The sequence below is a fragment of the Pseudoalteromonas sp. US3C1004 genome, from assembly GCF_048401065.1.
In the GTDB taxonomy this organism is placed as follows: Bacteria; Pseudomonadota; Gammaproteobacteria; order Enterobacterales; family Alteromonadaceae; genus Pseudoalteromonas; species Pseudoalteromonas undina.
On record NZ_CP183074.1, the window covers coordinates 599,583 to 626,115 of the forward strand.

The window sequence follows — 26,533 nt, forward strand, 5'->3', positions numbered from 1 at the left end:
AAAGTGCAGGGGTAATGTTTGAAGTGTAAATTTTATAAGTAAGCTTGTATTTCACTTAGCGTTTGCCGCCAATCTGTGTAGTTAATAGCAATGGGGTATGCGCCATTGTTTTTTATTAATACTAACGACGGAAAACCTTGAATAGGTAAACTGCGAACAAAGTTAAGCTCATCATCAAAGCGACGCTTAAGTTCCTTAGAGTGTAACTGCTGAGTAAATAAACAGGGATCTAAACCAATTTTTTCGCATAGTTTAATAAGCACGTCTTCATCCGATGGATTTTGCGCCTGTAAATAATACGCTTGTTGAATGGCGTCAATCATCTGTGGCTCTTTGTTAAAGCTACGAGCAATTAAAGCCGCTCTGCAGGAGGGATAAGTAGAACGGCGCGGTTGGCATTCTCGCCAAAAATTAAAATTAAACTCAGTGCCTAATTGGTTGCTAATGTTTTGCCATATGCCTTGTAGTTGCAACTGCATATCGGCACTCATTGGCTGGTCGCTATCAGCAGCTAAACCTCCCATTCTATATTCTATAGGCAGAATATTTGCTAGAGCAGATTCAAGTTTTTGCCACGTAGGCTTATATCCCCAGCACCAGCTACACATAGGATCATGCACATAAATAAGCTTATTGACTGACATACTCGCCATGCGCAAATATGACTTTATTGCGCCCTTGTGATTTTGCCTGATATAAATACTCATCGGCTTGTTTTAATGCACTGTCGTAGTCATCAATATGATTAGCTTGTGCAATGCCAATGCTACAAGTTAACGATACTCGTTGTTGTTTATCAGTTAATATTACATGATGTTGCACGCATTCTCTAAAACGATTAGCCAAAATACTGGCTTCTATGGTGGTCATCTGCGGTAAAATAACCACAAACTCTTCGCCACCATAACGGGCTTTAAGGGCGGTTGCAGAAAATTGCGACTCTAATAATTTAGTAAACTCTATTAATACGGTATCGCCAAAATCATGGCCGTAGGTATCATTTAATTGTTTAAAGTTATCTAAATCAATGAGCAAAATAGACAGCGGCAAATAATGCGCTGGCCGTGAAGCAGCAAGCTTTAAAAAATGTGAAGTAATAAAACGGCGGTTGGGTGCGCCTGTAAGCTGATCTGTATAGGCGTGTTGTTTTTGTTCTAAGGTGATATCTGCAATGGCAAGATGGCTTCTGTGACGAAAATACTCACCGATAAAAGAAAACACCAGCACTAATGAAAATGCAGCGACAAAACGGGTCTTTTCTACCTCACCATACATAACCTGCCCCATATCGGGGCCATACAACATAACAATACAGCTCAATAACATGGCACTACTTAACCATGCGCCAAGTTTAACACCCAGTATGGCAAATACAGCTACAGGATAAAACATTAGCCAATATAACGCGGTGTTTTCTTTACCCCCGGTGGATACTAAAGCTAAGCACATCACAAATACAATCATCAAGGTAATTAACGCGATAGCATTAAGCTGTTTAGTTTTTATAAAATAAACAATGCATCCTACAATTGTTAAATTAACTGACACTAAAGAGGCAGTTAATATGGGCTCATAAATGCGATGGTTTATAATCACTAAATAGGTAATTAACACCAAGGCAATCGTTATCATGGTAAATAACGAAAACGCTTGGCGTTGTCTATCAAAGCTATAAACACTATCAATATTGATTAAACTGAGCCAGTTTGGTTTATTTATTTTTGTTTTACTGCTCATACTTTGAATTTTTTAACCATGCGCTCTAAGTCACTGAATTGATGTTTGAGCTTAGTGCACTCTTCTAAAGTGAGGTTAAGGTTAGATTGACCTTGAATCGATAGGTCGCTAATAACATGGATATCTGAATGTAATGATTTAACAACTTGATTTTGCTCATCAGTAGCATTAGCCACACTATGATTAGCGTCGGTTATTTGCTTTATCGCACTAATTATTTGTTTCATTACATCGCCAACTGCATCAGCTTGCTGAACACTTTTTTCACTTTCTTCTAAACTGGTTTTCATCAGCTCAACGGCAGAGCTTGAGCCTTTTTGTAGTTCAATTACCGTATTTTCAATTTCTTGCGTTGATTGCTGAGTACGTTGTGCTAATTGCCTGACTTCATCAGCAACAACGGCAAACCCTCTTCCCGCTTCACCTGCACGTGCCGCTTCTATTGCCGCATTTAAAGCAAGCAAGTTAGTTTGTTCACTCACGCCTTTGATTACCGCAAGTACATTACCGATATTAGCAGTATGTGAATCTAAACTATTAATTGTTTCTTGTGCTTGCTCTATATTTTGCGAAAGTTGATGAATGCTCGATACGTTATTCGTTAGTGTTTGCTGATTTTTAGCGCAATATTGATCAGCATCTTTAGCAAGTGTTGAGGCATTACTTGCACTAGTTGAAATTTCTGTTGCAGTGGCTGAAAACTGGTTAATTGCAGATGCCACACTGTTGGTACGTTCACTTTGGTCGTCGTACATAGTTAATGTTGAATCTGTTTGGGTAACCAGTTTAGCAACCGCGGTTTCTAGCAACTGTGTTGAAGACTTAACTTGAACAATTGAATTTTGAATTTTTTCTATAAAAATATTAAATGAATTACTTAACTGACCAAACTCGTCATCGTTCTCAACACTGAGTCGACAAGTTAAATCGCCTTCACCTTGTGCTATATCTCTAATAGCATCATTAAGACGATACATAGGTCGCATTAAATAACGCAGTAAAAACTCCAGTGATGCAACAATCACTAAAATACCAATAATTAAAAAGACAATTGCCTTTTGACCAAACGAAGAAACACTTGAATACGCTTTATCTTTATTAACTACTACACCCAGATACCAATCAACATTTTCAATACCACGAATCTTAGTAAAGGATACCAGCGAGGTTTCACCCGCTACTTGATACTCTGTAAACTCTCTTGCTAACGGTGCATTTTTACCAATCAAATCTGCGACTTTTTTTGAATTTAATTTACTATCAGGGTGACTTAATATTTGCCCTTTATTATCAAGTAAGAAGCCATAACCGAGTCCCAAGAAATCAATATCGCCAATAATTTCAGCGATGGTTTGCATATCAATATCTGCTCCCGCTACCCCTTTAAATTGACCATTACTATTAATAGGCGCAACGGCTGAAATTGTCAGTTCGTTGGTGGTCACATCAATATAAGGGGTTGTAAAAGCCGTTGTTGTTTTATTTTCTACTAATTTATACCAAGGGCGACTTGTAGCATCAAAATCGCTGGGGAGCACAACACTTTGATCATTTAAAATAAATGTCCCCGATGATTTACCTATGTAGGTATTTTTAAAATCCCCGGCAAGCTCAGCGGTATTTAATTGCGAAAGCGTTAAAGACTTCGTATCGTTATCTTGATATGTTTTTGCGATAGAGATCACAATTGCCAATTTATTATTGAGCCAACTTGCAATGTTTTTAGAAACCGATTCTGAGTTTTGCTCTAGCACCAGCGACAACTGCTCTTGAGTTTGATGACGCATTGAAAAATAGTTATTTATAGTGAAAACACCTAACACTAAAACTAACACTAATGACGCAGCGATGGTGATTTTGGAGGTGAATTTTAGCGAGCTAAACATAAGTACCTTAAGAATTAATCATTATTACCACTGCCTTTTTAACAAATTTTTAACTGAAAGTCTTAGCAAATATTGTTCAGGCGAGGTTAATAATTAAAAATAATAATAAATAATGAGATTTAAAATCCAAAAAGAACGGTATTTGGTTAAATCTTAAACTTATAACAAGTTGTAATTTAATCTATATAAGCTTAGCTTTGTTGCTGGCATTGACTAATTATAGGTAACTGTCGCAGAACCTTCATCTGTGGATCGATAACGATAATGTCGCTTTTTTTGGCATTGATAGTGATCAGTCCATCCACTGGAGTGTGAGTTGTCAACTTCCCTTTTATAGAAATAGGAACCGGCATTTTAAACGCTGTGCCATCTTTTTCGCTGTTACTCCAGCTTAAATAAGCGACTGTATTGGTACGCTCCATGGTTAAACTTGGTAACGCGGCTTGCTTTAGATACACATCAAATAACCACGTATAATCATCGCCCGTGACCCGATTAATAATATCAATAAACTCTTGGCTACTGCGATAACGCGACTCGATTGGGTAACTCAAATTAGCTGTTTGCGTTTGACCATATACTAACTCTCGGGCAGCTTGCCAAAATAACTCGTCTCCAATTAGCCAGCGCAAGGTATGCAGCGTCCATCCACCTTTACCATAAATATCTGCATTAAACGCTTCTTTAGAAGTAACTTTCCCTTGTTTTACAATCGGCTGGCAGTTCTTTAATCCTAAATACGCGGTGTACATGGCGTGGTTATAAGCAGCCTCACCAAATTTAAATAAGCTATAAGCTGGCTGCATATAAAAACCAAAACCTTCGTGTAACCATGCATCATTGAGCTTTTCATGAGTCATTAAATTACCAAACCACTCATGAGCCAATTCGTGCTGAATAAGCCAGTCATAACCACTTGGATCGCGGGTATACCCTTTACCATAAGCGTTAATTGTTTGATGTTCCATACCCAGATGCGGTGTTTCTACAAAGCCTAATTTTTGCATTCCCCAAGGGTAAGGCCCTAATACAGATTCAAAAAATGCGAGCTGTTGATACACATCATCTTTGAGTAGCTTAAGGGCTTTGTGACTGTTTTCAGGTAGAGCCCAAAACTCAACAGGTACCTGCGTACCATTAATACTTTTATAGTGTTGTTGAATACGTTCGAAGGGGCCAATATTTAATGCAATATTGTAATCACTGGCAGGCTCAGATAAAAACCAATCAAATTCAGTTGTGTTATTTTTTAATGGCATTATTTTTTTAAGCACACCATTACTAGCAACACTTAAACCCGTTGGCACTGTGACGCGAATACGCATACTGTCGGCTTTATCGCTAAAGTGATCTTTACAAGGCCAAAATAAATCACAGCCCTCGCCTTGTACTGCCGTCGCTATCCAAGGCTCACCTTGTGCCGTATGACTAAATACAAAGCCACCACTCCACGGAGGGTTAATAGCTTCATGGGGATGCCCCGAATAGCTAATGGCAACTTCAACAACTTCACCTGGGTATTTAGTTTCATACAAATCAATAATAATAACGCCATGCTGATGGCTAAAATTAGCTGCTTGCTTAGCAACAGTGACGTGTTCTATAGAGAACCGGCTATCGAGCTTGAGTTCGACTTGCTGCGTTTGTTTCAGCACTCGAAACATGGTTTTACCTGTGCCGGAAATCTGTTTGTTGCTGGGAAGGACTGTTAACTGTAAATCGTAAAAAATAACATCTGTGGTTTGGGCTATTGTAGATAACGTCTCACCGGTGCTTGCCACTTGCGGATCTAAAGCTGCAGGCTTTGAATAGCAGCCTGTTAACATAATGCTTAGTAACATTAGCAAACAGCAGCGAAACAAGTAGCATACTCGGTGCATAAAATGTAAACCTCGTAGTTATAATTTTTTCATTATAATTACATACTTTTACATTTATAGAGCTAAAAAAAGACGAACTGCTTATTTTTCAAGTTAATCAGTTACTTTTTTTTACATTTAACTAGGGTCTGTTGACCATTGCTGATTAATGCTTTTTCAAACTAGGGGGCAATTTAATCGCGGCGCGAAGTTTTAACCTAGTGGGCTAGATAAATGCACCTAGGTTATTCTACTGGCATACATCTATATAAGAAGAATTAAAAACCGAGCAAAGCTTCCTCGTCCTGTTCACGCTTAAATTGTTTATAGATTAAGGTTGTTTTTGCCATTTCATTTTATTATTAGTATCGCGTGAGGAAATAATGGTTTCATCGCTGCTTTGAATTCCGCCCAATTTCGCGAGTCGGTCATAAAGAACAACATTACAGGTTGCCGCTAAATTCATACAGCCAATAGTAGGGATATACACCACTTCGTCGCACCATTTTAAAACATCTTTGGGCACAGAGCCGTCTTCTGGACCAAATACATAAAATGCGTTCTCAGGGTGGGTAAACTCAGGCAAGGGTGTAGCACCTTCTATTAACTCTATTACCACTACTTTAGCGCCTTGAGGCTTAATTGAAGCTAAATTGTCGGTGGCGGTTAATGGAATACGTTGCACCACATTTTTAGTATCAGTATGAAATTTTTGTGCATTTAAATAACGGTTGCCGGTAAAAAACACCTGCTTGGCGTCATAACAACCTGCTGCGCGTAATACACCACCCACATTGGTTGGGCTTTTAGGGTTTATTAAACCAATACTTGCTTGTAGCTTACTCACTCGTTGCAATCCTTAGTTGGCCACTCGGCAATATACAAGTCAAAATCTTCTAATTTTACATCACAATCTTTTACTGTTTTGTCTTTAACAGAAATGTTTAGCTCGTGCATTTTAGTTTTATCGCCGTTATTAAGTAACGGATGCCACGTTGCTAAACCACGCCCTTCATGAAGTCGGCGATAGCTGCAGCTTTGTGGCATAAAAAAGATGTCTTTTAGGTTTTCTTTAGTAAGCTTAACGCACGAAGGGACTAAGGTTTGGCGGTTTTCGTATTCACTACAGCCACAGGTATTGTTATCAAGGTATTGGCAAACAATATTAGTGAATATAAGTTGTTCGCCTTCTCTTAACTGGTCGGTGGCAGTAAAGTCATCTTCGTCTTCACTGTCAATAAAGGTGTTTAAACAACACTTTCCACATCCATCACAAATGGCTTCCCATTCTTGTTGGTTCATTTCATTGAGACTTTTACTAAGCCAAAATTGGGTATTTGCTAATTGTTGATCAAACATGGTGTTCTCGCCCCTTTTAAGAGCGCGCATTCTAACGTATTGCAGCAAAGCGCGCAAAGCCAATCCCTAATAACAGTATGGCTTCGCGCGATTTTATTACTGCTGAGACTTAACCCAACGTTTAATTTTTTGCTCAAGAATAGGCATAGGTAATGCGCCATCTATTAATATTTGCGTATGAAACGCTTTAATATCAAATTGCTCACCTAATTGCTGGTGGGCGAAATCTCTGAGCTGTTTAATTTTAAACTCGCCCAATTTGTACGATAATGCTTGCCCTGGCCATGCAATATAACGCTCCACTTCAGCAATAACATCACTTTTTGCCATTGAGGAATTTGCTAACATGTAGTCAATACCTTGTTGACGTGTCCAACCTTTAGCATGAAAGCCTGTATCAAGCACTAAACGCATAGCTCTTAGCTGCTCATCGTTAAGACGCCCATACCACATATACGGATCGGTAAATAAGCCAAGCTCTTTGCCTAAGCTTTCTGCGTATAATGCCCAGCCCTCAGCAAACACCGTGTAGCCGCCAAATTTACGAAAATCGGGCAAGCTTTCCACTTCTTGTTGCAGTGCAATTTGAAAGTGATGACCTGGAGCGGCTTCATGAATAGACAGCGTTTCGAGTAAAAACTTAGGTTGTGCTTTTAAGTTATAAGTATTGATATAAAATATGCCTGGGCGCGAGCCATCAGGAGCGGGCCCCGCATACGACGCTCCCGCAGCCGATTGGGCTCGATAGGCTTCAACAGCTTTTACAACATAAGGTGCCTTAGGCTCAATATTAAATAGCTTTGGTAAGCGAGCGTCTATTTTTGCTTTAATTTGTTCATAGGCGGCAATTAACTCATCAGCCGTTTTGTAATAAAACTCATCTGAGTCGCGTAAGTGATTAAAAAAGGCCGATAAATCGCCTTCAAATCCAACAGTGTTTTTAACAGTTTTCATTTCACTTAAAATTCGAGCCACTTCACTTAAGCCAATCTCATGAATTTCATCAGCAGATAAGCTTAACGTGGTGTTTTTCTTTATTTGGTATTCGTACCACGCTTTACCGTTAGGTAAATCAGCATAACCAACAGAATCGCGAGCATGAGGTATGTAATTGTTGGCTAAAAAGTCGCTCATACGCTGATATGCAGGTACTAATTTATCTAAAATCAGTGTTTTATACTGCGCTTTTAGCTGTTGCTTTTCATCAGCTGAAAATGAATCGGGTATGGCTTTAATAGGCGAGTAAAAAAGAGAATCTTCAGCGTTAGTAACAACATGCGCTTTAAATTGCGGGAGTAATTTTTTTGCTAATGGCATAGGCAATACCACACCTTGTTTAACACCTTGCGCCATCGATTGCTCTACACTTGCAAGCCATTTAACGAAACCATCTGCACGCTTGATGAATTTTTCGTAGTCGGCAACAGTATTAAAAGGCTGAGCACTTTGCCCTGAACCAAATCCGGCGAAGGTATTATGCGCACCCGACATTTGATTTATCGGTAACAAATAATCTTTATATTGCATACCCTCAAGTTTAAGAGCTAAATCGCGCGATAACACTTCAAAGTTGAGCAGCGCCTGACCGGTGAGTTGGGATTGATCAATGAGCGTTAAGCGTTGTTGATATTTTTTATAAAATGCGGCTTTTTTATCGCGATTAAGCTGCGATATCTCAGGCAAAAATTGATCATCAAATTCATGGCGGCCATTATAGGTAGCGCTTAATGGATTAAAAGCTAATGATTCATCGTAGTACTGAGCAACGAGCACATCTAATTGCTGCTCAGCTGATAATTCGCTTATGACAGGTGCGACTGACTGATTTGTGTTTAATTGTGAGCTGGGGCTCATACAACCACTTAAGGCAAACATAACGCTACTGGCAACCAGTGCTATTTTAATAACTTTCATAAATTCCCTTGTTAGTTTTTACCCGCCAATTATGCGGTTTTAAATAGCTTAAATAAAGCAATTGAGGTGAGTGCTGTTCGTCGCTACATTATTTACTCAGTAACTCATGGTTGCTACATTCAAGTGAATGAAAATAATTATAATGACTTAAACATGAAAAAACATTTATTGACTCTATCAATCGCATTAATGAGCTTAACCAGTGCAAGTACACTAGCCACAACCTATATATCGGCCAAAGCTTTACTAGATGTTGAAACAGGCGAACTTAAGGCTAATCCTTTGATTGCGATAGATAACGGTGTTATTAGCCAAATCCAATTTAATAAAAAGCCCAAGCTTAGCAGTAATGATGAACTGATAAACCTACCAACGCTTACCCTGTTACCTGGGTTAATGGACATGCACGTACATTTAACCAGCGATCCAACTGTGTCTCGAAGTGAACGTTTAGGGCAATCTGTTCCGCGAATGGCCATTAAAGCCAGCTATTTTGCTAAGCAAACCTTAGAAGCTGGATTTACTACAGTAAGGAACTTAGGTGCTGAGGGCTACAGTGTTATTGCGGTGCGAGACGGTGTGAATGCAGGTGATATTATCGGCCCACGCATTTGGGCTGCAGGGCCTTCTTTGAGCATTACAGGTGGGCACTGCGATAATAATCGCTTACCTCCAGAGATGAAATATACTGCCACCGGCGTTGCTGATGGCCCGTGGGCTGTGCGTATTAAAGTGCGTGAAAATATAAAATATGGCGCTAATGCAATCAAACTATGCGCCACAGGCGGTGTATTCTCTAAAGGAACAAAAGTCGGCATACAGCAGTACGCCTTTGAAGAAATGAAAGCCATTGTTGATGAAGCGCACATGCGTGAATTACCTGTTGCCGCTCACGCACATGGAACTAACGGTATTAAAACGGCAATAAAAGCCGGTGTAGATAGTGTTGAGCACGCTAGCTTTTTAGACGATGAAGCAATTGCGCTTGCAAAAGAGCATGGAACTTGGCTGTCTATGGATATTTATAATACCGAATATACGCTGAGCTTTGGTGAGCAAAATGGCGTTGATGAAGAAAACCTAAATAAAGAACGTCTGGTATCAAAAAAACAACGCGATAGTTTTAAACGCGCGGTTGAAGCGGGTGTAAACATGGTGTTTGGAACCGACGCAGCTATTTACCCGCATGGCGATAACGCTAAGCAGTTCTCGCGAATGGTTGAATTTGGTATGAGTGAATTACAAGCCATCCAAGCCGCAACCATTAATAGTGCTAAATTATTAAAAGCTGATAAACAACTAGGGCAAATTAAAACTGGTTTTGCAGCTGATATTATAGCGGTAGACACTAACCCATTAAAAAACATTTCTACACTAGAGCAGATCCCATTCGTTATGAAAGCGGGTGTGGTTTACAAACAGTAAACCCAAAACGTCTCTATAAGGTTGGGCTGCGCTCAACCTTAACAGTTTTTTTGCAAATGTAGCAAAGCAGCTCATTTAACCATCAATTTTTTATTTAAAATAATCTTTCCGTTAAACCAACTAACTACTGTAATACTCCATTGAAATTTTCAAATATGATTACTTTTAAATCACATTGAATAACAATCAAGCAAACGTGCGCATTAAAGTAAAAAAGTTTGAACTTTTTATTTAAATTTAAAATGATAACTATTATCATCCGCGCAAATTAACAAATGCGAATGGTTATCAGTTTATGAAAAGGTTTCAATACTCTCTCCTCACTCTAGCGTGCTTAAACGCAAGTTTAGCAATGGCTAACGAGTCACAAGTTAATTCAGATATTGAACGAATTAGCGTTTACGAGCAACAAAACCGAGTGGTGATGAATTCAGGTTTAGCAACTAAATCAGACATGTCGCTAATGGAAACTCCTGCACCCGTGGTCATTGTTGATAAAGCACTGATTGAGTCACAAGGTATTGATAGTCTTCAGGACGTGATCCGTAATGTGAGTGGCCTAACTCAAGCGGGTAATAACTATGGCATTGGTGACAACTTAGTTATTCGTGGCTTGGGCGCTAATTACACTTACGATGGCATGTATGGCGGCGCAGGGTTAGGCAATACATTTAACCCTACTCGCTCTTTAACCAATGTTGAATCAATTGAAGTATTAAAAGGCCCTGCAACGGGCTTGTATGGTATGGGTAGTGCCGGTGGTGTCATCAACCTGATTGAAAAAAAACCACAGTTTAACGAGCAACATACCCTAGAAATGGATATTGGCCAGTGGGATAGTTATTCGCTTGCACTTGATAGCACCAATGCAATAACCGACGATTTAGCTTATCGGGTTATGGCCAAAACCGCCTCTAGCGATGGCTTTCGTGATTTAAAAGATCAGCGCGATGAAATTTACTCGTCTTTAAAATATGTGCTTAATGACCAGCAATCTTTTGTATTGTCTGGGGCATATATTAAAGATGCTATTGCAGTGGATTCTATTGGCCACCCTATTCGTATTTTTAACAGTAAATCGGTTAACGGTTTAACTGCAGGAGAAGTATCAGCCGCCGATTTAGTTAATGACCCTACAGCAAGTGGCTTACAATTGAGTGAAGCACAACGAAATGAACTCGCTAACTCTTTGGCAAGCAATGATGGTTTAACACCCTTTAACTTTGGTACCAATGGCATAATATCACCGATGGCAAAGGATAACGAAGGTGAAGAGCTGCGTTTTAAATTAGCGCACAATTACTACATTAGTGATGATTTATTTTTAAATCAACAGCTACAGTACCGTAATTACACCTCTAGCTTTGCTCGCCAAACAGGTGCTTATAATTATGTGTATTGGAACCGACGTGGTGTAATTAACCAAGATCCACGCGCACCGTTAGTTGTTGATAATGTATTACACCCTTTCGCAGCTAGACGCCAAGAATATCGCCAAGTAGAAGCAGATGAGAAATCATGGCAATACTTTTTAGATTTACGTTATGACTTTATGCTCGGCAATATAGAAAACGAATTACTGGTTAATGCCAACTACGAAGACCGAGATATTCGTTTTAAACAATACTCCATTTATGATGCCGATAAGGTCATTAAAAACAAAGCCGGAGAAGTTATTTACCAAGGTGCACTACCGTATATTTTTGATATACGCCAGCCAAATTGGCCTGCGGATGAATTTGCTGATTATGATCCGCTTAAAACCAGTGATTACAATAAAAAAGTACAAGCATGGGGCGTAGGCCTTCAACATGTTGCTTACATTAACGATAAGATCACTACTCGTATTGGTGTTGCTCATAATCGTATTAAACAAAGTTACGAGCACTTTGGTGTTGACCCTCGTTATAGTCAAAGCCGCGCAAATCCAACGCCAGAAGCAAATACCTCAGACAGTGGTTTAACGTATAACCTAGGTGCTACTTATCAAGTAAACGCTGATATGGCTTTGTTTTTAAATCACTCTAAAGGGCGCACAGCTTACAGTGTTCTTGGCTCTGTTGCCGGTAATGAAGCCGATAGAGACGATTCCGAATCTGTGAGTAATGATTTAGGATTTCGTTTTAAAGCATTTGATGACCAATTACTGGCATCAATTGTGGTATTTGAAAGTGCGCGTACTAATTTAGAATATGCCAACCCTCTTTATGAAGCCGGCGTGTCAGCACCTAATGTAGTAGAGAGCTTCTTTGATGGTGAAGAACAAACAAAAGGTGTAGAGATTGATTTAAATGCCTATTTGAACGATCAATGGAAAGTTAATATCAACGGTGTTTATCAAGACGCCCGCGATAAAACCAACCCAAATCGTGACAGCTATAATACTCGTCAAAAAGGTGTACCCTATGTAACAGCTAGTTCATGGGTAACATATTCAGCAGCGCTGTTTGAATTACCGCACGCAGTTGATTTAAGCGCAGGTTTAACATTTGTTGATAAGCGTAGTACTAACTCAAGTTCATTTGGTATTGATAATGGCTACGTACCCGCTTATACCGTATATGATGCTGCGGTTAGCTATAAAGCAGACAACTGGCAGATGCAATTAAACATTAATAACCTGTTTAATAAAAAATACTATTCTAAAGCCATGTTTTTAGGCGGAATGCCAGGTGAAGAACGTAATGCAAAGCTAAGCTTTAGTTACACACTTTAATAGTTTAATAATTTAAAAAGCACGGTATTTCAATTGAGATACCGTGCTTTTTTCATGTAAACCTTAATATTAAATCGTAACAACTATGCGGCCGTTTATTTCGCCTTTAAGCATGTCATCAAAAATTTCATTAATATCTTCAAGTTTTTTCTCTTCAATGATGGCTTTTACTTTGCCTTGCGCAGCAAATTCAAGACATTCTTGCAGATCTTTGCGTGTACCTACAATAGATCCAACCACTGAAACACCATTTAATACGGTGTCAAAAATTGGCAATGGCATATCTTCAGGCGGTAAACCAACCAATACACATTTCCCCCCTCGGCGAACACTTTTATAAGCTTGTTCAAAACCTGGTTTTGATACTGCCGTACAAACAACAGCATGCGCGCCACCTACTTGCTCAAAAATAGCCTCACTGGGCACTACTTCTTTAAAATCAAGCGTAATATCAGCACCCAACTCTTTAGCTAGCGCCATTTTCTCTTTACCAGTATCTACCGCAATAACATTAAAGCCCATTGCTTTTGCATATTGCACTGCTAAGTGCCCTAAACCACCCACACCGACAATAGCAACCCATTGACCTGGTTTAGCACCAGATACTTTTAAAGCTTTATACGTTGTTACGCCGGCACAAAATAAGGGGGCAGCTTCAGCAAAACCTAAACCTTCCGGTATTTTGATGATGTAGTCACCATGAGCTAAACAGTATTCTGCATACCCACCGTCAATAGAGTAACCCGTATTATGTTGCGATAAACAAAGGGTTTCGCGTCCATCTAAACAAAACTCACAATGGCCACATGCACTGTATAGCCATGGTACGCCTACTCTATCGCCCACTTCTAAGTGCTTAATATTACTTCCTAGTTTTTCTATTACACCAACACCTTCGTGTCCAGGTACTAATGGCATTTTTGGTTTTACCGGCCAATCACCATGACATGCGTGTAAATCAGTGTGGCACACACCACAAGCGGCTATTTTTACTAGGACGTCGTCAGGGCCTACTTCTGGAATAGGTAAATCGGTGATCGCTAACTTGCCTTTATATTCTGTATTTATTGCTGCTTTCATAGTCATTCCATCGTTTATAAAAAGTTTATGCTATTTAACAAGGGCGTTAAACGGCAAGATTATGTTGCATACCCGCAACATACCTCACTATAAATGCTTAAATATTAATCTATATCAATCATTAGTCGTAAAACGTGGTTTTTTATCCCAGCTTAAGTCTTGCCATACTTAACCAGCGTGCTAGCATAGATTTCATTTATTTTTGAAACTTGTAACAATGACATTATCAGAAAAAAACTTTGCCTTTGTAATGCATTGTGGTGAGATGGGCAGCCGCTGGGGATTTAATCGCACCATTGGACAAATGTGTGGTTTATTGATTATTACTAAAGATCCAATGACGGCAAATCAAATCGCTGATGCGCTAAGTATCTCTCGCGGTAACGTGAGTATGGGGATCAAAGAATTACAATCTTGGCAGCTGATCAAAGTAATGCATATCCCAGGAGATAGAAAAGAGTACTATGCCCCTGCAGGCGATATTTGGGATATGGCAAATCGCGTATTCGAAGAGCGCAAAAAACGTGAAGTTGAGCCTACACTGAGCTTACTCCGAGATAACTTACTAGACGAAGCAAGTAACGACGATGAAATTTATGCTCAAAAACAAATGGGCGAAATCCATAACTTACTTGAAACAGTAACTAAATGGTCCTCAGAATTACAACGTTTAACTCCTGAGCAGCTTAATAAGCTAATGAAACTAGGTTCAGGGATTGGCAAAGTCATTGACCTAAAAGATAAAATATTTAAAAAAGAAATTTAGTCGATATGTAATTCACAAAAAAGCCGCAATTTGCGGCTTTTTTTAGTTATTTGCTTTAGCTTAAATCTTTGGGTAAGCAATTCTATCTGACAAATAGCCCACGCTAGTTGCAAAGTAATATGACCGATTCCAGTGCATAAATACCTTGTAGTTGTCGTATGCTAAATACATGCGCCCATTTACATCATCAGGCATCACTAGTGCAGCATCCACAGCAACATTTGGTAAATCGCTGCCATCAGCACGACGAACCCCTAATGCTTGCCAATCAGCGAGTGAGCGCTCTGAATTGTTCCAATATTCAAGCCATTGCTTACGTGTTTTAGTACCGCGCTTTAAAATATACTGCTGGTCAAAATCAGCAGGTAATTGAACTTGGCGACCCCAGGTTAAGTTGTCATTCCAACCCTCTTGCTTTAAGTAATTAGCAATAGAGGCAAACGCGTCTTCCTTGGTTGTCCAAATATCTTTGCGGCCATCATTGTTGTAATCTACAGCATAGGCATTAAATGAGGTTGGCATAAATTGAGTTTGCCCCATTGCACCTGCCCATGAGCCTTTAAATTTATCAAGCGTAATATGACCCGACTTTAATATATCCAGTGCTGCCCATAATTGGCGCTTGTATAGAGCTTCACGGCGTCCATCAAATGCCAGTGTTACCAACGATGAAATCACGTTGTGGCCACCTTGAATGGCACCAAAATTACTCTCTAAGCCCCAAATAGCCACGATAAAGCGTGCTTGAACACCAAAGTCTTTTGCGACCTTCTCTAAAACTTCTTGGTTTTCTTTATATAATTTACGCGCACGATCAATTTTCCATTGAGGCACACGTTTTGGTAAATATGTTTCCAGTGTTTCTTTTACTTCAGGCTGATTTTTATCTGCAGAAATCACTTTTTCTTTATAAGATGCAGTGGCAAATGCTTGCTCAATTAACTGAGTATCGTAGCCTTTAGCTATTGCCTCTTGCTTTAAATTAGTAAGGTATTGTTGAAACTCAGCTTGGGTTTTTGCCATCACCGATGAGCTTAAACATACACCACACAATACAACTGCTAATTTTTTAATCACTATCTACTCCATTTTGTTTTCTTAATTGACTCAGCAAGTTTTCCTCTGGTGGCGGAATTTGTAAATAATAGCCTTGGTCGCTAAGCGACTGTTTTAAAGTGTCTAAATCCGCTACGCCTAATTGAGTTCGCTTAGCTAAGTTAATGATCATCACGTACTGAGGTTGACCAAACATGGCCATTAAAGGTTCCGGAACTTTACTAAAATCGTCTCTTTTTTCAATAAATAAGAAAGTATCTGCTTTTTTCTTACTTTTATATACCGCAGTTAGCATTATGGCCCTATAAAATCTTGCTTAACAGTGCTACACACTATAACATGGCAATAATAATAAGTTATAAAAATTAGTGTGGAAACTTTAATAAAAGCCTTGTTCAGCCTAGGTTTATATAATGTTACATGCTAACTAGACAATCCAGTTGAGCATCTATGTCGGACCAAATTTTTGAGCTAAAAGGCAACCTTTTTACATTATCAGTTTTACATCTTTATAGTACTGATATTAACCTTTTAGCAGAACAACTGTATGTAAAAATAGCCCAAGCCCCAAAATTCTTTGAGGGTGCCCCCATTGTCGTTAATTTAATTGAAGTAAAAAACAGCACAATCGACTTTGTTCATTTAAAATCACTTATTGAACGTATGAGCTTTAATGCGGTGGGTGTATGTAATGGTTCGGATGAGCAACACAAACAAGCAAAAGCTGCAGGGTTATCTGTTTTAAACTATTCACAAGACGTTAAGAGTGAACCCGCAAGAGTAGAGGCTAATACGTCAGTGGTTGAAAAAACCGTGTATTTACCAGCACAAATTATTAATGGTGCAGTACGCTCAGGCCAACAAGTTTACGCCAAAGACCGTGATTTAGTGGTGTTAGGTGCAGTAAGCCATGGTGCAGAAGTGATTGCCGATGGTAATGTACACATTTATGGAACTCTACGCGGCCGTGCTATTGCCGGTGCAAAAGGGCTAGAAAACGCATATATATTTTGTAATAAATTAGAAGCAGAACTCGTTTCAATCAATGGTAATTACTGGATCAGTGACTCACTGCAAGGTGAACACTGGGGTAACGCAGTTCAAATACAACAAAAAAATGAATCTTTAGAAATTTCAGCTTTGGTTAAAGGATAAATCTCATGGCAAAAATAATTGTCGTTACCTCGGGTAAAGGGGGTGTTGGTAAAACAACATCAAGCGCAGCAATTGGTACAGGCTTAGCACTAAAAGGCTACAAAACTGTTATCATCGATTTTGATATCGGCTTACGTAATTTAGACCTAATTATGGGTTGTGAACGTCGCGTAGTGTATGACTTCGTTAATGTAATCAATGGCGAAGCCAACCTTAACCAAGCACTCATAAAAGATAAACGTGTAGAGAAGTTATTTTTACTTCCTGCATCACAAACACGCGATAAAGATGCACTCACACGCGAAGGTGTTGAACGTGTACTTAATGAGTTAAAAGAAGACTTTGACTACATAGTCTGTGATTCTCCGGCAGGTATTGAAGCCGGTGCAATGATGGCAATGTACTTTGCTGATGAAGCAATTGTAACCACTAATCCAGAGGTTTCATCAGTACGAGATTCTGATCGTATACTTGGAATTTTACACAGTAAATCTAAACGCGCCGAAGAAGGTTTAGAAAACATTAAAGAGCATTTGCTAATAACACGCTATAATCCAGATCGTGTAACAAAAGGTGAAATGCTATCTGTTGAAGATATCCAGGACATTTTAGCCATCGACTTACTAGGTGTCATTCCTGAATCTCAAGCAGTACTTAGTGCATCTAACTCAGGACAACCCGTTATCCTTGATAGCGAATCTGACGCAGGCCAAGCTTATGCCGATGCGATCAGTCGTTTATTAGGTGAAACGATTGAATTTAGATTTTTAGATGTTGAGAAAAAGGGTTTATTCAAACGGATATTTGGAGGTTAATGTGTCTTTACTTGACTACTTCCGCTCAGAAAAGAAAAACAGTGCGTCATTAGCAAAAGAGCGATTGCAGATCATTGTCGCGCACGAACGTTCTCAGCGTGGTACACCTGATTACTTGCCGCAATTAAAGCAAGATATATTAGATGTCATTCGTAAGTACGTAAATGTAGGCGCCGATGCGGTTCAAGTTCAGTTTGATCAAAATGAAGACGATTTAGCCGTACTCGAGCTCAATGTCACATTACCTGACGAAGAAAAGAAATAACAAACAAGGGCGCTAAGCGCCCTTTTTATTTGTTTGTCACTCGCCTTTATGACTTTAATTATCCCACTCTTTAAGGGCATCTTTAACAAAGTCATAGCGCCATGAACTGAGTAAATCTGGCTTTATGTGATTTGCTTTTTGTTCATCCGTTAATTTCCAATTCCAACTAATTAGCTGATTAATTTGCTTTTTAGATGCCATAACGTCTTCTGGTATATTGTGCTCTTTAGCAACTTTCGTAATTTTTTGTTTGATTTCTTTCGCTACTTTTTTATACGTAGGAAAATCAATGAGACGTTTGAGTACTTGTGGGTGCTGTTCAGGTGGAACTGTTTTAGCCTGCTCAATGCACTTTAAAATTTCAACCCCTGAACGATTCACTTCAATAGGCTCAACACCCGGAATTTGTCTCAAGGCATTTAAACTTGAAGGACCTCGTTTAGCGATTTCAGTCATGTTATGCTCTTTTAGCACAAAGTTAAGCGCTAGATTTTTTCGAATTGCTTTATTTCTTCGCCACACAGCTAACTCTTTAAGTACCGCTAATTCATGCGGCTTAAGCTGCCATGCATTTTTAATCTCTTTATAAAGTAACTCATCTGGTGTTTGAAAAGCACGCTTGTTTGCCACTAATTTACTTTCATTGATCACAATGTCGAATAAATCAGCTGCTTTAATGCTGTCTATAATTAACTCAAAACAAGGCAGTAAGTGAAACGTATCGGCCGCAGCGTATTCAAGTTGTTTTTGAGTGAGAGGACGTTGTAACCAATTGGTGCGCGATTCACTTTTATCAATTTCAATATTCAATAAGGTTTTTACCATTAAGGCAAACCCCATACAGTTGCCCTCACCTAATAGCTGAAGTGCAAACTGAGTATCAAACAATGGATAAGGAACAAAACCTGCATATTTTTGAAAAACTTCAATATCTTCTGAAGGAGAATGAAGTACTTTTAACACGTTTGGATCTTTAAGTATCTGCCAAAAATCAAATAAGGAAAGCTCTGCTAGCGGGTCGATAAGTGCTAAATGTTCGCCATCATAAACTTGAATGAGTGCAACTTCGGGATACAAAGTACGGCGGCGCATAAACTCGGTATCAATAGCAAGAATGGGTTTGTTTTTTATTTGTTCTACAAACGTATTTAGCTCATTTTGGGTTTGGATCAATTGGTAGTGCACTGAGTCTCCTACAATAAAAAAGCCGACATATGTCGGCTTTTTTATAGTTGCTAATCTTTTAAGGCTCTTCTGAGAATTTTACCCACGTTAGTTTTGGGTAACTCATCCTTAAACTCAACGAGTTTAGGAACCTTATAATTAGTTAAATTATCACGACAATGTTTTATTATATCTTTTTCAGTTAAAGAAGGGTCTTTTTTCACAACAAAAACTTTAACTTGTTCACCACTAATGTCATGAGGAATACCAATTGCAGCAACTTCTAATACACCTTCATGCATTGCAACCACTTCTTCAATCTCATTTGGGAAAACATTAAAGCCTGAAACAATAATCATGTCTTTTTTACGGTCAACAATATAGAAGAAACCTTCATCATCGTACGTCGCAATATCGCCGGTTGCAAACCAACCATCTTTTAAACATTCAGCGGTGGCGTCTGGGCGATTATAGTACCCAAGCATAACTTGAGGGCCTTTAACCCATAGCTCGCCTGGTTCACCTTTAGCCGCTTCTTCACCGTTATCAAGCATTAACTTAATATCTGTACTTGGCGCAGGTAAACCAATAGAGCCATTATATGCCTCTAAATCATATGGGCTAATTGTTACTAATGGAGCACATTCAGTTAAGCCATAGCCTTCCATTAATTTAGTATTGGTCACTTTTTGCCACTTTTCTGCAACAGGACGTTGTACCGCCATACCGCCACCCAATGACATTTTAAGGTGACTAAAATCAAGTTCAGAGAAACCAGGAGTGTTTAATAAGCCATTAAATAGAGTATTAACCCCTGTAATAGCAGTAAATTTATGCTGGCTCAGCTCTTTTACAAATCCAGGCATATCACGTGGATTAGTAATTAAAACGTTTAAACCACCGTACTTCATAAATGCCAAACAGTTAGCTGTTAGCGCAAATATATGATAAAGCGGAAGCGCGGTAATAACCACTTCACTACCACGGTCAAGTACTTTGTCTAAACAACCAGACACTTGTTCAAGGTTGCCTACCATATTGCCATGGCTCAACATTGCGCCTTTAGATACACCGGTAGTTCCACCTGTGTACTGTAAAAAAGCTAAGTCACTTAAATTAACGTCTGGGCGTGTGTAGCCATTTGGATCAGCTTTTAATAAATCACAAAATTTAATCGTGTTAGGTAACGTGTAACTTGGCACCATTTTTTTGAAATGCTTAACTACAAAATTAACTAAATGCTTTTTAAGACCCCCCATCATGTCACCTACTTGGGTAACCACAATGTGTTTCACGTCAGTGTTAGGCAGCGCTTTTTCAAGCGTATCAGCAAAGTTAGCTAGTATAAATATTGCCGATGTTTCAGAATCTTTTAACTGATGCTCTAGCTCACGTACGGTGTAAAGTGGATTAACGTTAACCACAACGCACCCTGCGCGTAAAATACCTAAAATAGCAATAGGGGTTTGCAACAGGTTAGGCATCATCACAGCGACTTTATCGCCTTTTTTTAGCCCTAAGTTGTTTTGAATATAGGCGGCAACACGTTTCGTTGCTGCATCTATTTCGTTGTATGACAATGTTTTACCCATATTTGTAAATGCAGGTAAATCTTTGTATTCATTAAAACTTTTTTCAAACACTTCGAGTAACGAGTTGTAGTGCTCAGGATCGATTGTTTCAGGCATACCTTCTGGGTAGCGCTTAAGCCAGATTTTTTCCACTCTTAGCCCCTGTTTATAATTATATTTTTATTAACCTTAATCTAAGTAAGGCACTTTCACAATTGAGCAAATACTCTAATCTAGAGATAATCCCACATTTATCGGTAATATACAATTAACATGCACTACTTTGCACCATAAATGCGTGAATGTGTTCAAAACATAGCCCACTACTTTGCATATGGCAATGATGTCCACCGGGCACATCTATTACACTCAAGTTATTGTAATATTTACTATACTTGTCTAAATTTTGTTTTACAAATGGATAACCTTTATCACCTAATATTAATTGACATGGTGCAATTAATTCTTTTATTGCACCAATACATTGCGCTTCATCAAATCGAAAACCTGAGTGATTTTTAAGCTTAGGATCAGTCGTTAACTCAAACCCACTGTGCATTTGTTTTATATTTCTGTCCATCAGCAACGCAATTAGTTCATCATTTAAATCAGTTGTTTTTGCACGCGCTTGATAAATTTGCTCTTTAGAAGTATATGTCCTTGATTTTTTAATCGTTAACCGTGCCCTGTTAAGTATGGCATTTCTTAGCTGCGAAGCGACTTCATTTGCTTGCGTGGTAACGCAGCCAATTCCTTCAATAAAAGAAACGGATTTAACATACTCGTTAAAACAACTCGCAAATAAACCCGCGACCATCGCCCCCATCGAATGCCCGACCAAATGTACCTTTTTTAATTTAAGCGCTGTGATTAAGGCATACACATCATCCACATAATCAATAAAGTAGTAATGTGCCTGAGGGCTTCGCCAAGATGATAGTCCATGCCCTGCAAAATCAATACAATACCATGTTTGATTTGACGGTACGTCAGTTAGCATAGGTGCAAAGCTAGCACTGTTATCTAACCAACCGTGAAGCGCAATAACAACCTCTTCACCGTCTCCAAATTTAAGGCCATGTATATCTAAGTCGTTAGCTTTGACAGAAAATGGTTGCAATGCAAACCTCTACTTTTTATTTGGTTATAGCAATAACATACAAGAGTTATTACACAAATAATAGAACCGAGCTAGAAGAGCACACACTTAAATCGCGAGATTTCATAACATATTCATTTATTTATCTGGTCATCAGTATACAATAATAGTCGCTATTAAAATAAGTACACTTAAAGGGTACACACAATGAAAAAACAGTTCGGCTTATTAGCGCTTTTATGTACAACAACAGGAGCATTTGCTCAAACAGCGCCTAAAAATGTTATTTATATGATTGGTGATGGCATGGGTCCCGCTTTCACAACCGCTTATCGATACTACAAAGATGACCCAACAACAAAAGAAATAGAAACCACCGTTTTTGATACCATATTAAAAGGCATGGCGCACACGTATCCAGATGACCATACCTATGTTACAGACAGCGCAGCAGGTGCAACTGCACTTAGCAGCGGCCATAAAAGTTATAATGGCGCTATTGCCGTCGATACAGCTAAAAAGCCTGTTAAAACCATGCTAGAAATTGCAAAAGAGCAAGGAATGACAACAGCTTTAGTAGCTACCTCACAAATAAACCATGCAACACCAGCAAGTTTTGCCGCACATAATGAATCAAGAAGAAACTACGATGATATTGCTAATGACTACATTGACAATAAAATTGCAGGTAAATTACCGGTAGATTTAATGTTAGGCGGTGGTACTCAATACTTTATTCGTGATGACAGAAACTTAGTAGACGAATTTAAACAAGCTGGTTATCAATATGGCGATGATATTCAAAACCTTGGTCAAATCACTCAAGTGCCTGCTATAGGTTTATATGCACCTAAAGGCTTACCGTTTGCTCTTGATGAAAACCCAACAAGATTAAAGCAGTTAACTTCTAAAGCGTTTGATTTGCTTGATGGGCAAAATGATAAAGGCTTTTTTGTGATGATTGAAGGCAGCCAAATTGACTGGTGTGGTCACGCAAACGACATTGCCTGTGCAATGGCTGAAATGGATGACTTTGCTAAATCAATCGAAACGGCTAAAGCCTATGTAGATAACAACCCAGACACTATTTTAGTGATCACGGCAGACCACTCAACAGGCGGTTTAACTATTGGTGCACATGGCCAATATAAATGGGAAACAGATGTCATCAAAGGTGTAAAAGCCACTGCGGGCACATTGACCAAATTACTAATGGGTTCTGATAACCTTAAAACGGTATGGCAAGCTAATACCAGTATTGAATTTACAACTGAAAACGAAATTAAGCTTAAACAAGCCAAAGCTATGGGCGAGAAAACCCTAAACTTGGCCGTTAAAAGCATTATTAATGACTTAAGCTTTACAGGTTGGACAACGGGCGGTCACACAGCGTCTGATGTACAAGTATTTGCCTATGGCAAAAATAGCGATGACTTTGTTGGCTCTCAAAATAATACCGATATAGCTAAAAAATTAATTGGTTATATAAAGCAGTAGTTTTTGAAACTTAATAAAAAAGCCCGAATAATTCATTCGGGCTTTTTTATTTTTTTTAATCTAAGCTAAGCGTATATATCAACACCAATTAAACTTTGAACTTCAGCTCTTCGCTCTAAATTAGCAAACTCAGTATAAGTAGAAATCGCTTTGCTTACTTGAGCACTGGGTTGATCGTAAATAGTTTGGCTGTATTGGGTATCTTTGCTGTTCGCTTTTGTAAACTCTTTTGCAAGTTCAAGCCCTTCTGGGCTGCTTTTGACATAATCGGTATTAGTTTTTTGTGGTTTGGCTTGCTCTACTACTCGTTCAGGCTGCGCCGGAACTACCGAAGTAGAACGCACCTTAGCAGGTATATCACCTGTAAAAAAACCTGAACTTATAGGTAGCGACACAGCGCTTCTCCAACCAACAACATAACTAAATTATGATTTAAAATCGCTTAATTTGCAAACAACCGTGTTTATCTTATTCACGGCCCGGTAATTTTTTCCATGTTACCGTATCACGCACATACTTTGGTTGTGCATCACTGGCTTTTACACCCTTACCTGCAAGGTACTGCGCCTCTACGAGTGCCAACATATAATGTGCATCCGGTAAGGTTACTTCAGGCTGTATGGTTACATTATTAAATGGCGTTAGTGCATCAGGGTAACTTTTAAAACCAGTCCCCACGGCTGCAGCATCGATATTTGAATCTATCAAAGTTGCATCTAACAATTCAGGTTTGAATACTCGCTCTTCGCCTTTAAGTGTCATTAATCCATCTTTTGCGTGGTATTGAGCAAAGTAGATTTCTCCCATACGCGCGTCAATACTAGAATAAACATCGTTAGCACCAAACTGTTCAAACGCCTGTTGCGCCATGACTGCTAAAGTAGATACCCCAACTAATGGTAAATTAGTTGAATACGCAAGACCTTGGGCAATGGCTACGCTTATACGCACGCCAGTAAAGCTACCTGGCCCTTGGCCAAATCCTATTACGTCTAAATCTTTTAATTTACAGCCGGCTTTACCAAGTAGCTCATCAATAAGTGGCAGAATTTTTTGGCTATGCTGCTGCGGGCACTCTTCAAAATGATGAAATGTTTTACCCTGATAATGCAAAACAATTGATAATGCTTCAGTAGAGGCATCTAGGGCGAGAATGTTACTTTTGATCATTTTTGTACTCAATTAATATGTTTTAAAAATGTATTGGCATCTTCTAAGCTACGTGTACGGCGCATTGGCGGTAAACTCTTTAAAAATACTTGTCCATATTGGCGTGTTACTAAACGATTATCGCAAATCACTAGCACGCCTTTATCTTTGTTGTCTCTTATTAAGCGACCTACCCCCTGCTTTAAGGCAATCACCGCTTGAGGTAATTGAATATGTGCAAACGGGTCTTTGCCTTGCATTTGGCAATCTTGCATTTTAGCTTGTAGTAAAGGGTCATCAGGTGCAGCAAATGGCAGCTTATCTATAATAACACAGCTTAAGGTACTACCTCGTACATCAACCCCTTCCCAAAATGACGCGGTGCCCAGCAATACCGCATTACCATGGCGAGTAAATTTTTCTAGTATAATTCGTTTAGACATTTGCCCTTGCATATAAACTGGGTAGTCCATTTGCGTAGTTAAGCCCTCAGCCACTAAATGCATCATACGGTAACTGGTAAATAACACAAAACAACGCCCTTTAGCGGACTTAATAAGCTCTAAGGTTAATTTAACAATCGCATGGGGCATATTATCTTCATGCGATTGTGGTAAATAACGAGGTAAGCACAGCAACGCCTGATTTTCATAATCAAACGGGCTATCTACCATCATACTTTGCTTTGGTTTTAAGCCAAGGCTCGCATTAAAGTGGCTCAGTTCATTGTCGACCGATAACGTGGCCGAGGTAAAAACAAATCCTGAACCCGACTCTTTCATCATTAAAGCAAATTTAGCCGATACATTCAGAGGCGTAATATTAATAGTTAAATAGCGCCTCGTGGTTTCGTACCAGTAACTAAAACCTGTTTGAGCAGTATCGAATACGCGCTCTAACTGACCTTTAAAAGCCAATACTCGTTCAAACGGATGTTCTATTTTATCACTTCGCTCTAAGCATAACTTTAATACCTGATACACAAACTCTAAATCACTAATAACCCGGTGTAATGCCGAGCAAATAAGCTTATTACTGAGCTTTTCACGCCAGTCACCTCGGCTGCCATCTACTCCAAACTGCAGCCTTAAATCAGCGACACTGGTTTCAAGTTTATTTAAACTTTTGCCTAATTGCAGCATGTCTGGAATTTCAGCGCGATAAATAGCGCGCAAATCGTTAATTAAATCCACCAGCTTTTTGGTGCTCATGGTTTCGCCAAAATAGTCACTGGCAATTTCGCTTAATTGGTGAGCTTCATCAAATATGTAGGCATCGGCATTAGGCATAAGCTCTGCAAAACCAGATTCCTTTACCGCCATATCAGCAAAAAACAAATGGTGATTTATTACCACAACATCGGCATCCCCGGCTTTTAAACGCGCTTTGCGAATATAGCATTCTTGAAAGTCTGGGCACTCTTTGCCTAAACAGTTATCTGCAGTCGAGCTTACATACGGCAATACTTTGGCATCTTCTTCAATACCAATACAATCAGCTAAATCGCCGCTGTGAGTTTCACTGGCAAATTTAGCAACCATTGCTAGTTGATGCATTACATCAGGGTCGTCTGTTGGTACGTGTGCCACATGTTGAGTTAGCCGATAAGTGCATAAATAATTGGCACGCCCTTTTAACAGTGCCGTTTTTTTAGCTGCGCCTAAGGCTTTTACTAGTACGGGTAAATCGCGGTGATACAGCTGTTCTTGCAGTGCTTTAGAACCGGTTGAAATAATCGTTTTGCCCTTAGATTTAAGAGCGGGAGCTAAATAAGCAAAGGTTTTGCCTGTGCCAGTGCCTGCCTCAACAACAAGTTGAGATCTGGTTTTTAATGCATCCTCAACCGCCACCGCCATATCGATTTGAGGCTGGCGCGGTGTGTATCCACCTATTGATAAAGCCAAAGGCCCGGTCGCACTAAACAGCTGTTTGATAATACCAATCACTATGTAAAAAATAATAGCAGGATTCTACGTAAGCTGTTGAGGAAGGGCAAGCCAAAGTGAGTGAGAATTTAACC

23 protein-coding genes are annotated in these 26,533 nt (G+C 39.2%); 7 read left to right on the forward strand and 16 right to left on the reverse strand.

Going from position 1 to position 26,533, the window contains the following annotated elements; all coding sequences use genetic code 11:
• Window positions 1-32 precede the first annotated feature (32 nt).
• The 7 genes from ACNSN3_RS18030 to ACNSN3_RS18060 form a co-directional block, all read right to left on the reverse strand.
• On the reverse strand, window positions 33-644 hold the full coding sequence (locus ACNSN3_RS18030) for a DsbA family protein (RefSeq protein WP_418609297.1): 612 nt from the start codon (window positions 642-644) through the stop codon (window positions 33-35).
• Complete coding sequence (locus ACNSN3_RS18035; protein WP_055012060.1) at window positions 631-1,737, reverse strand: GGDEF domain-containing protein; 1,107 nt, start codon at window positions 1,735-1,737, stop codon at window positions 631-633. Before ACNSN3_RS18035 ends, ACNSN3_RS18030 begins: the two co-directional genes overlap by 14 nt.
• Entirely contained in the window at window positions 1,734-3,623 is a 1,890-nt protein-coding gene (locus tag ACNSN3_RS18040; protein ID WP_054201584.1) for a methyl-accepting chemotaxis protein, read from the reverse strand. The genes ACNSN3_RS18035 and ACNSN3_RS18040 overlap by 4 nt, the downstream gene beginning before the upstream one ends.
• Before the next feature lie 191 nt (window positions 3,624-3,814).
• On the reverse strand, window positions 3,815-5,464 hold the full coding sequence (locus ACNSN3_RS18045) for a M1 family metallopeptidase (protein ID WP_418609299.1): 1,650 nt from the start codon (window positions 5,462-5,464) through the stop codon (window positions 3,815-3,817).
• Between the two features lie 349 nt (window positions 5,465-5,813).
• A complete protein-coding gene (locus ACNSN3_RS18050; protein WP_131692027.1) occupies window positions 5,814-6,329 on the reverse strand; it encodes an RNA methyltransferase in 516 nt (171 codons plus the stop codon).
• Window positions 6,326-6,841: a YcgN family cysteine cluster protein gene (locus tag ACNSN3_RS18055; protein ID WP_076920211.1), complete on the reverse strand. Its 516-nt coding sequence runs from the start codon at window positions 6,839-6,841 to the stop codon at window positions 6,326-6,328. The genes ACNSN3_RS18050 and ACNSN3_RS18055 overlap by 4 nt, the downstream gene beginning before the upstream one ends.
• Window positions 6,842-6,937: 96 nt before the next feature.
• Window positions 6,938-8,755 (reverse strand): DUF885 domain-containing protein, encoded by a 1,818-nt coding sequence (locus ACNSN3_RS18060; RefSeq protein WP_418609301.1) that lies wholly within the window; start codon window positions 8,753-8,755, stop codon window positions 6,938-6,940.
• Between the two features lie 153 nt (window positions 8,756-8,908).
• Here ACNSN3_RS18060 and ACNSN3_RS18065 point away from each other — a divergent pair, with 153 nt between their 5' ends.
• Together ACNSN3_RS18065 and ACNSN3_RS18070 are read left to right on the forward strand one after the other, a co-directional pair.
• A complete protein-coding gene (locus ACNSN3_RS18065) occupies window positions 8,909-10,180 on the forward strand; it encodes a metal-dependent hydrolase family protein (protein WP_418609840.1) in 1,272 nt (423 codons plus the stop codon).
• Window positions 10,181-10,475: 295 nt separating this feature from the next.
• Entirely contained in the window at window positions 10,476-12,896 is a 2,421-nt protein-coding gene (locus ACNSN3_RS18070) for a TonB-dependent receptor (RefSeq protein WP_418609303.1), read from the forward strand.
• Between the two features lie 69 nt (window positions 12,897-12,965).
• Here ACNSN3_RS18070 and adhP read toward each other — a convergent pair whose 3' ends face one another.
• Window positions 12,966-13,976, reverse strand: coding sequence for an alcohol dehydrogenase AdhP (gene adhP, locus ACNSN3_RS18075; RefSeq protein WP_010388847.1), 1,011 nt, complete (start codon window positions 13,974-13,976; stop codon window positions 12,966-12,968).
• A 217-nt stretch (window positions 13,977-14,193) separates the two neighbouring features.
• Here adhP and ACNSN3_RS18080 point away from each other — a divergent pair, with 217 nt between their 5' ends.
• Window positions 14,194-14,742 carry a GbsR/MarR family transcriptional regulator gene (locus tag ACNSN3_RS18080; protein ID WP_010388849.1) on the forward strand — a complete coding sequence of 183 codons (549 nt, stop codon included), beginning with the start codon at window positions 14,194-14,196 and terminating at the stop codon, window positions 14,740-14,742.
• Between the two features lie 60 nt (window positions 14,743-14,802).
• On the opposite strand, the gene ACNSN3_RS18085 is transcribed toward ACNSN3_RS18080, so the two are convergent.
• Complete coding sequence (locus ACNSN3_RS18085; protein WP_054201590.1) at window positions 14,803-15,819, reverse strand: lytic murein transglycosylase; 1,017 nt, start codon at window positions 15,817-15,819, stop codon at window positions 14,803-14,805.
• Window positions 15,812-16,093, reverse strand: a complete 282-nt coding sequence (locus ACNSN3_RS18090) for a YcgL domain-containing protein (RefSeq protein ID WP_008111526.1) — start codon at window positions 16,091-16,093, stop codon at window positions 15,812-15,814. The genes ACNSN3_RS18085 and ACNSN3_RS18090 overlap by 8 nt, the downstream gene beginning before the upstream one ends.
• 155 nt (window positions 16,094-16,248) lie before the next feature.
• Here ACNSN3_RS18090 and minC point away from each other — a divergent pair, with 155 nt between their 5' ends.
• Genes minC through minE form a run of 3 tightly spaced genes read left to right on the forward strand, consistent with a single transcriptional unit; the run spans window position 16,249 to window position 18,033 of the window.
• The gene (gene minC / locus ACNSN3_RS18095; protein ID WP_418609306.1) at window positions 16,249-16,953 is read left to right on the forward strand and encodes a septum site-determining protein MinC; all 705 of its coding nucleotides are present in this window, start codon (window positions 16,249-16,251) and stop codon (window positions 16,951-16,953) included.
• Between the two features lie 5 nt (window positions 16,954-16,958).
• Window positions 16,959-17,768, forward strand: a complete 810-nt coding sequence (minD, locus tag ACNSN3_RS18100) for a septum site-determining protein MinD (protein ID WP_418609308.1) — start codon at window positions 16,959-16,961, stop codon at window positions 17,766-17,768.
• Between the two features lies 1 nt (window position 17,769).
• On the forward strand, window positions 17,770-18,033 hold the full coding sequence (gene minE / locus ACNSN3_RS18105; protein ID WP_008111532.1) for a cell division topological specificity factor MinE: 264 nt from the start codon (window positions 17,770-17,772) through the stop codon (window positions 18,031-18,033).
• Between the two features lie 54 nt (window positions 18,034-18,087).
• On the opposite strand, the gene rnd is transcribed toward minE, so the two are convergent.
• From rnd to ACNSN3_RS18120, 3 genes are all read right to left on the reverse strand, one after another.
• Window positions 18,088-19,218 carry a ribonuclease D gene (rnd, locus tag ACNSN3_RS18110; RefSeq protein WP_418609310.1) on the reverse strand — a complete coding sequence of 377 codons (1,131 nt, stop codon included), beginning with the start codon at window positions 19,216-19,218 and terminating at the stop codon, window positions 18,088-18,090.
• A gap of 50 nt (window positions 19,219-19,268) precedes the next feature.
• Window positions 19,269-20,921: a long-chain-fatty-acid--CoA ligase FadD gene (gene fadD, locus ACNSN3_RS18115; RefSeq protein ID WP_418609311.1), complete on the reverse strand. Its 1,653-nt coding sequence runs from the start codon at window positions 20,919-20,921 to the stop codon at window positions 19,269-19,271.
• A 115-nt stretch (window positions 20,922-21,036) separates the two neighbouring features.
• Window positions 21,037-21,888: an alpha/beta fold hydrolase gene (locus tag ACNSN3_RS18120; protein ID WP_054201592.1), complete on the reverse strand. Its 852-nt coding sequence runs from the start codon at window positions 21,886-21,888 to the stop codon at window positions 21,037-21,039.
• 186 nt (window positions 21,889-22,074) lie between these two features.
• Here ACNSN3_RS18120 and ACNSN3_RS18125 point away from each other — a divergent pair, with 186 nt between their 5' ends.
• Window positions 22,075-23,364 carry an alkaline phosphatase gene (locus tag ACNSN3_RS18125; RefSeq protein WP_010388854.1) on the forward strand — a complete coding sequence of 430 codons (1,290 nt, stop codon included), beginning with the start codon at window positions 22,075-22,077 and terminating at the stop codon, window positions 23,362-23,364.
• Window positions 23,365-23,429: 65 nt separating this feature from the next.
• Here ACNSN3_RS18125 and ACNSN3_RS18130 read toward each other — a convergent pair whose 3' ends face one another.
• The 3 genes from ACNSN3_RS18130 to ACNSN3_RS18140 all read right to left on the reverse strand — a co-directional run bounded on the left by ACNSN3_RS18130 (window position 23,430) and on the right by ACNSN3_RS18140 (window position 26,459).
• Window positions 23,430-23,759, reverse strand: coding sequence for a hypothetical protein (locus ACNSN3_RS18130; RefSeq protein WP_075170177.1), 330 nt, complete (start codon window positions 23,757-23,759; stop codon window positions 23,430-23,432).
• 73 nt (window positions 23,760-23,832) lie between these two features.
• Complete coding sequence (tsaB, locus tag ACNSN3_RS18135) at window positions 23,833-24,534, reverse strand: tRNA (adenosine(37)-N6)-threonylcarbamoyltransferase complex dimerization subunit type 1 TsaB (RefSeq protein WP_055012053.1); 702 nt, start codon at window positions 24,532-24,534, stop codon at window positions 23,833-23,835.
• 8 nt (window positions 24,535-24,542) lie between these two features.
• Complete coding sequence (locus ACNSN3_RS18140; protein WP_418609314.1) at window positions 24,543-26,459, reverse strand: ATP-dependent DNA helicase; 1,917 nt, start codon at window positions 26,457-26,459, stop codon at window positions 24,543-24,545.
• Window positions 26,460-26,533 lie beyond the last annotated feature (74 nt).

Excerpts from the sequence above, each read along its gene's own strand:
- ACNSN3_RS18040 (WP_054201584.1), bottom strand. The coding sequence starts at position 3,623 with ATGTTTAGCTCGCTAAAATTCACCTCCAAAATCACCATCGCTGCGTCA.
- ACNSN3_RS18060 (WP_418609301.1), bottom strand. The coding sequence starts at position 8,755 with ATGAAAGTTATTAAAATAGCACTGGTTGCCAGTAGCGTTATGTTTGCC.
- minD (WP_418609308.1), top strand. The coding sequence starts at position 16,959 with ATGGCAAAAATAATTGTCGTTACCTCGGGTAAAGGGGGTGTTGGTAAA.
- ACNSN3_RS18030 (WP_418609297.1), bottom strand. The coding sequence starts at position 644 with ATGTCAGTCAATAAGCTTATTTATGTGCATGATCCTATGTGTAGCTGG.
- adhP (WP_010388847.1), bottom strand. The coding sequence starts at position 13,976 with ATGAAAGCAGCAATAAATACAGAATATAAAGGCAAGTTAGCGATCACC.
- ACNSN3_RS18055 (WP_076920211.1), bottom strand. The coding sequence starts at position 6,841 with ATGTTTGATCAACAATTAGCAAATACCCAATTTTGGCTTAGTAAAAGT.
- tsaB (WP_055012053.1), bottom strand. The coding sequence starts at position 24,534 with ATGATCAAAAGTAACATTCTCGCCCTAGATGCCTCTACTGAAGCATTA.
- minC (WP_418609306.1), top strand. The coding sequence starts at position 16,249 with ATGTCGGACCAAATTTTTGAGCTAAAAGGCAACCTTTTTACATTATCA.
- ACNSN3_RS18065 (WP_418609840.1), top strand. The coding sequence starts at position 8,909 with ATGAAAAAACATTTATTGACTCTATCAATCGCATTAATGAGCTTAACC.
- ACNSN3_RS18045 (WP_418609299.1), bottom strand. The coding sequence starts at position 5,464 with ATGTTACTAAGCATTATGTTAACAGGCTGCTATTCAAAGCCTGCAGCT.
- ACNSN3_RS18035 (WP_055012060.1), bottom strand. The coding sequence starts at position 1,737 with ATGAGCAGTAAAACAAAAATAAATAAACCAAACTGGCTCAGTTTAATC.
- ACNSN3_RS18125 (WP_010388854.1), top strand. The coding sequence starts at position 22,075 with ATGAAAAAACAGTTCGGCTTATTAGCGCTTTTATGTACAACAACAGGA.
- ACNSN3_RS18070 (WP_418609303.1), top strand. The coding sequence starts at position 10,476 with ATGAAAAGGTTTCAATACTCTCTCCTCACTCTAGCGTGCTTAAACGCA.
- ACNSN3_RS18080 (WP_010388849.1), top strand. The coding sequence starts at position 14,194 with ATGACATTATCAGAAAAAAACTTTGCCTTTGTAATGCATTGTGGTGAG.
- ACNSN3_RS18090 (WP_008111526.1), bottom strand. The coding sequence starts at position 16,093 with ATGCTAACTGCGGTATATAAAAGTAAGAAAAAAGCAGATACTTTCTTA.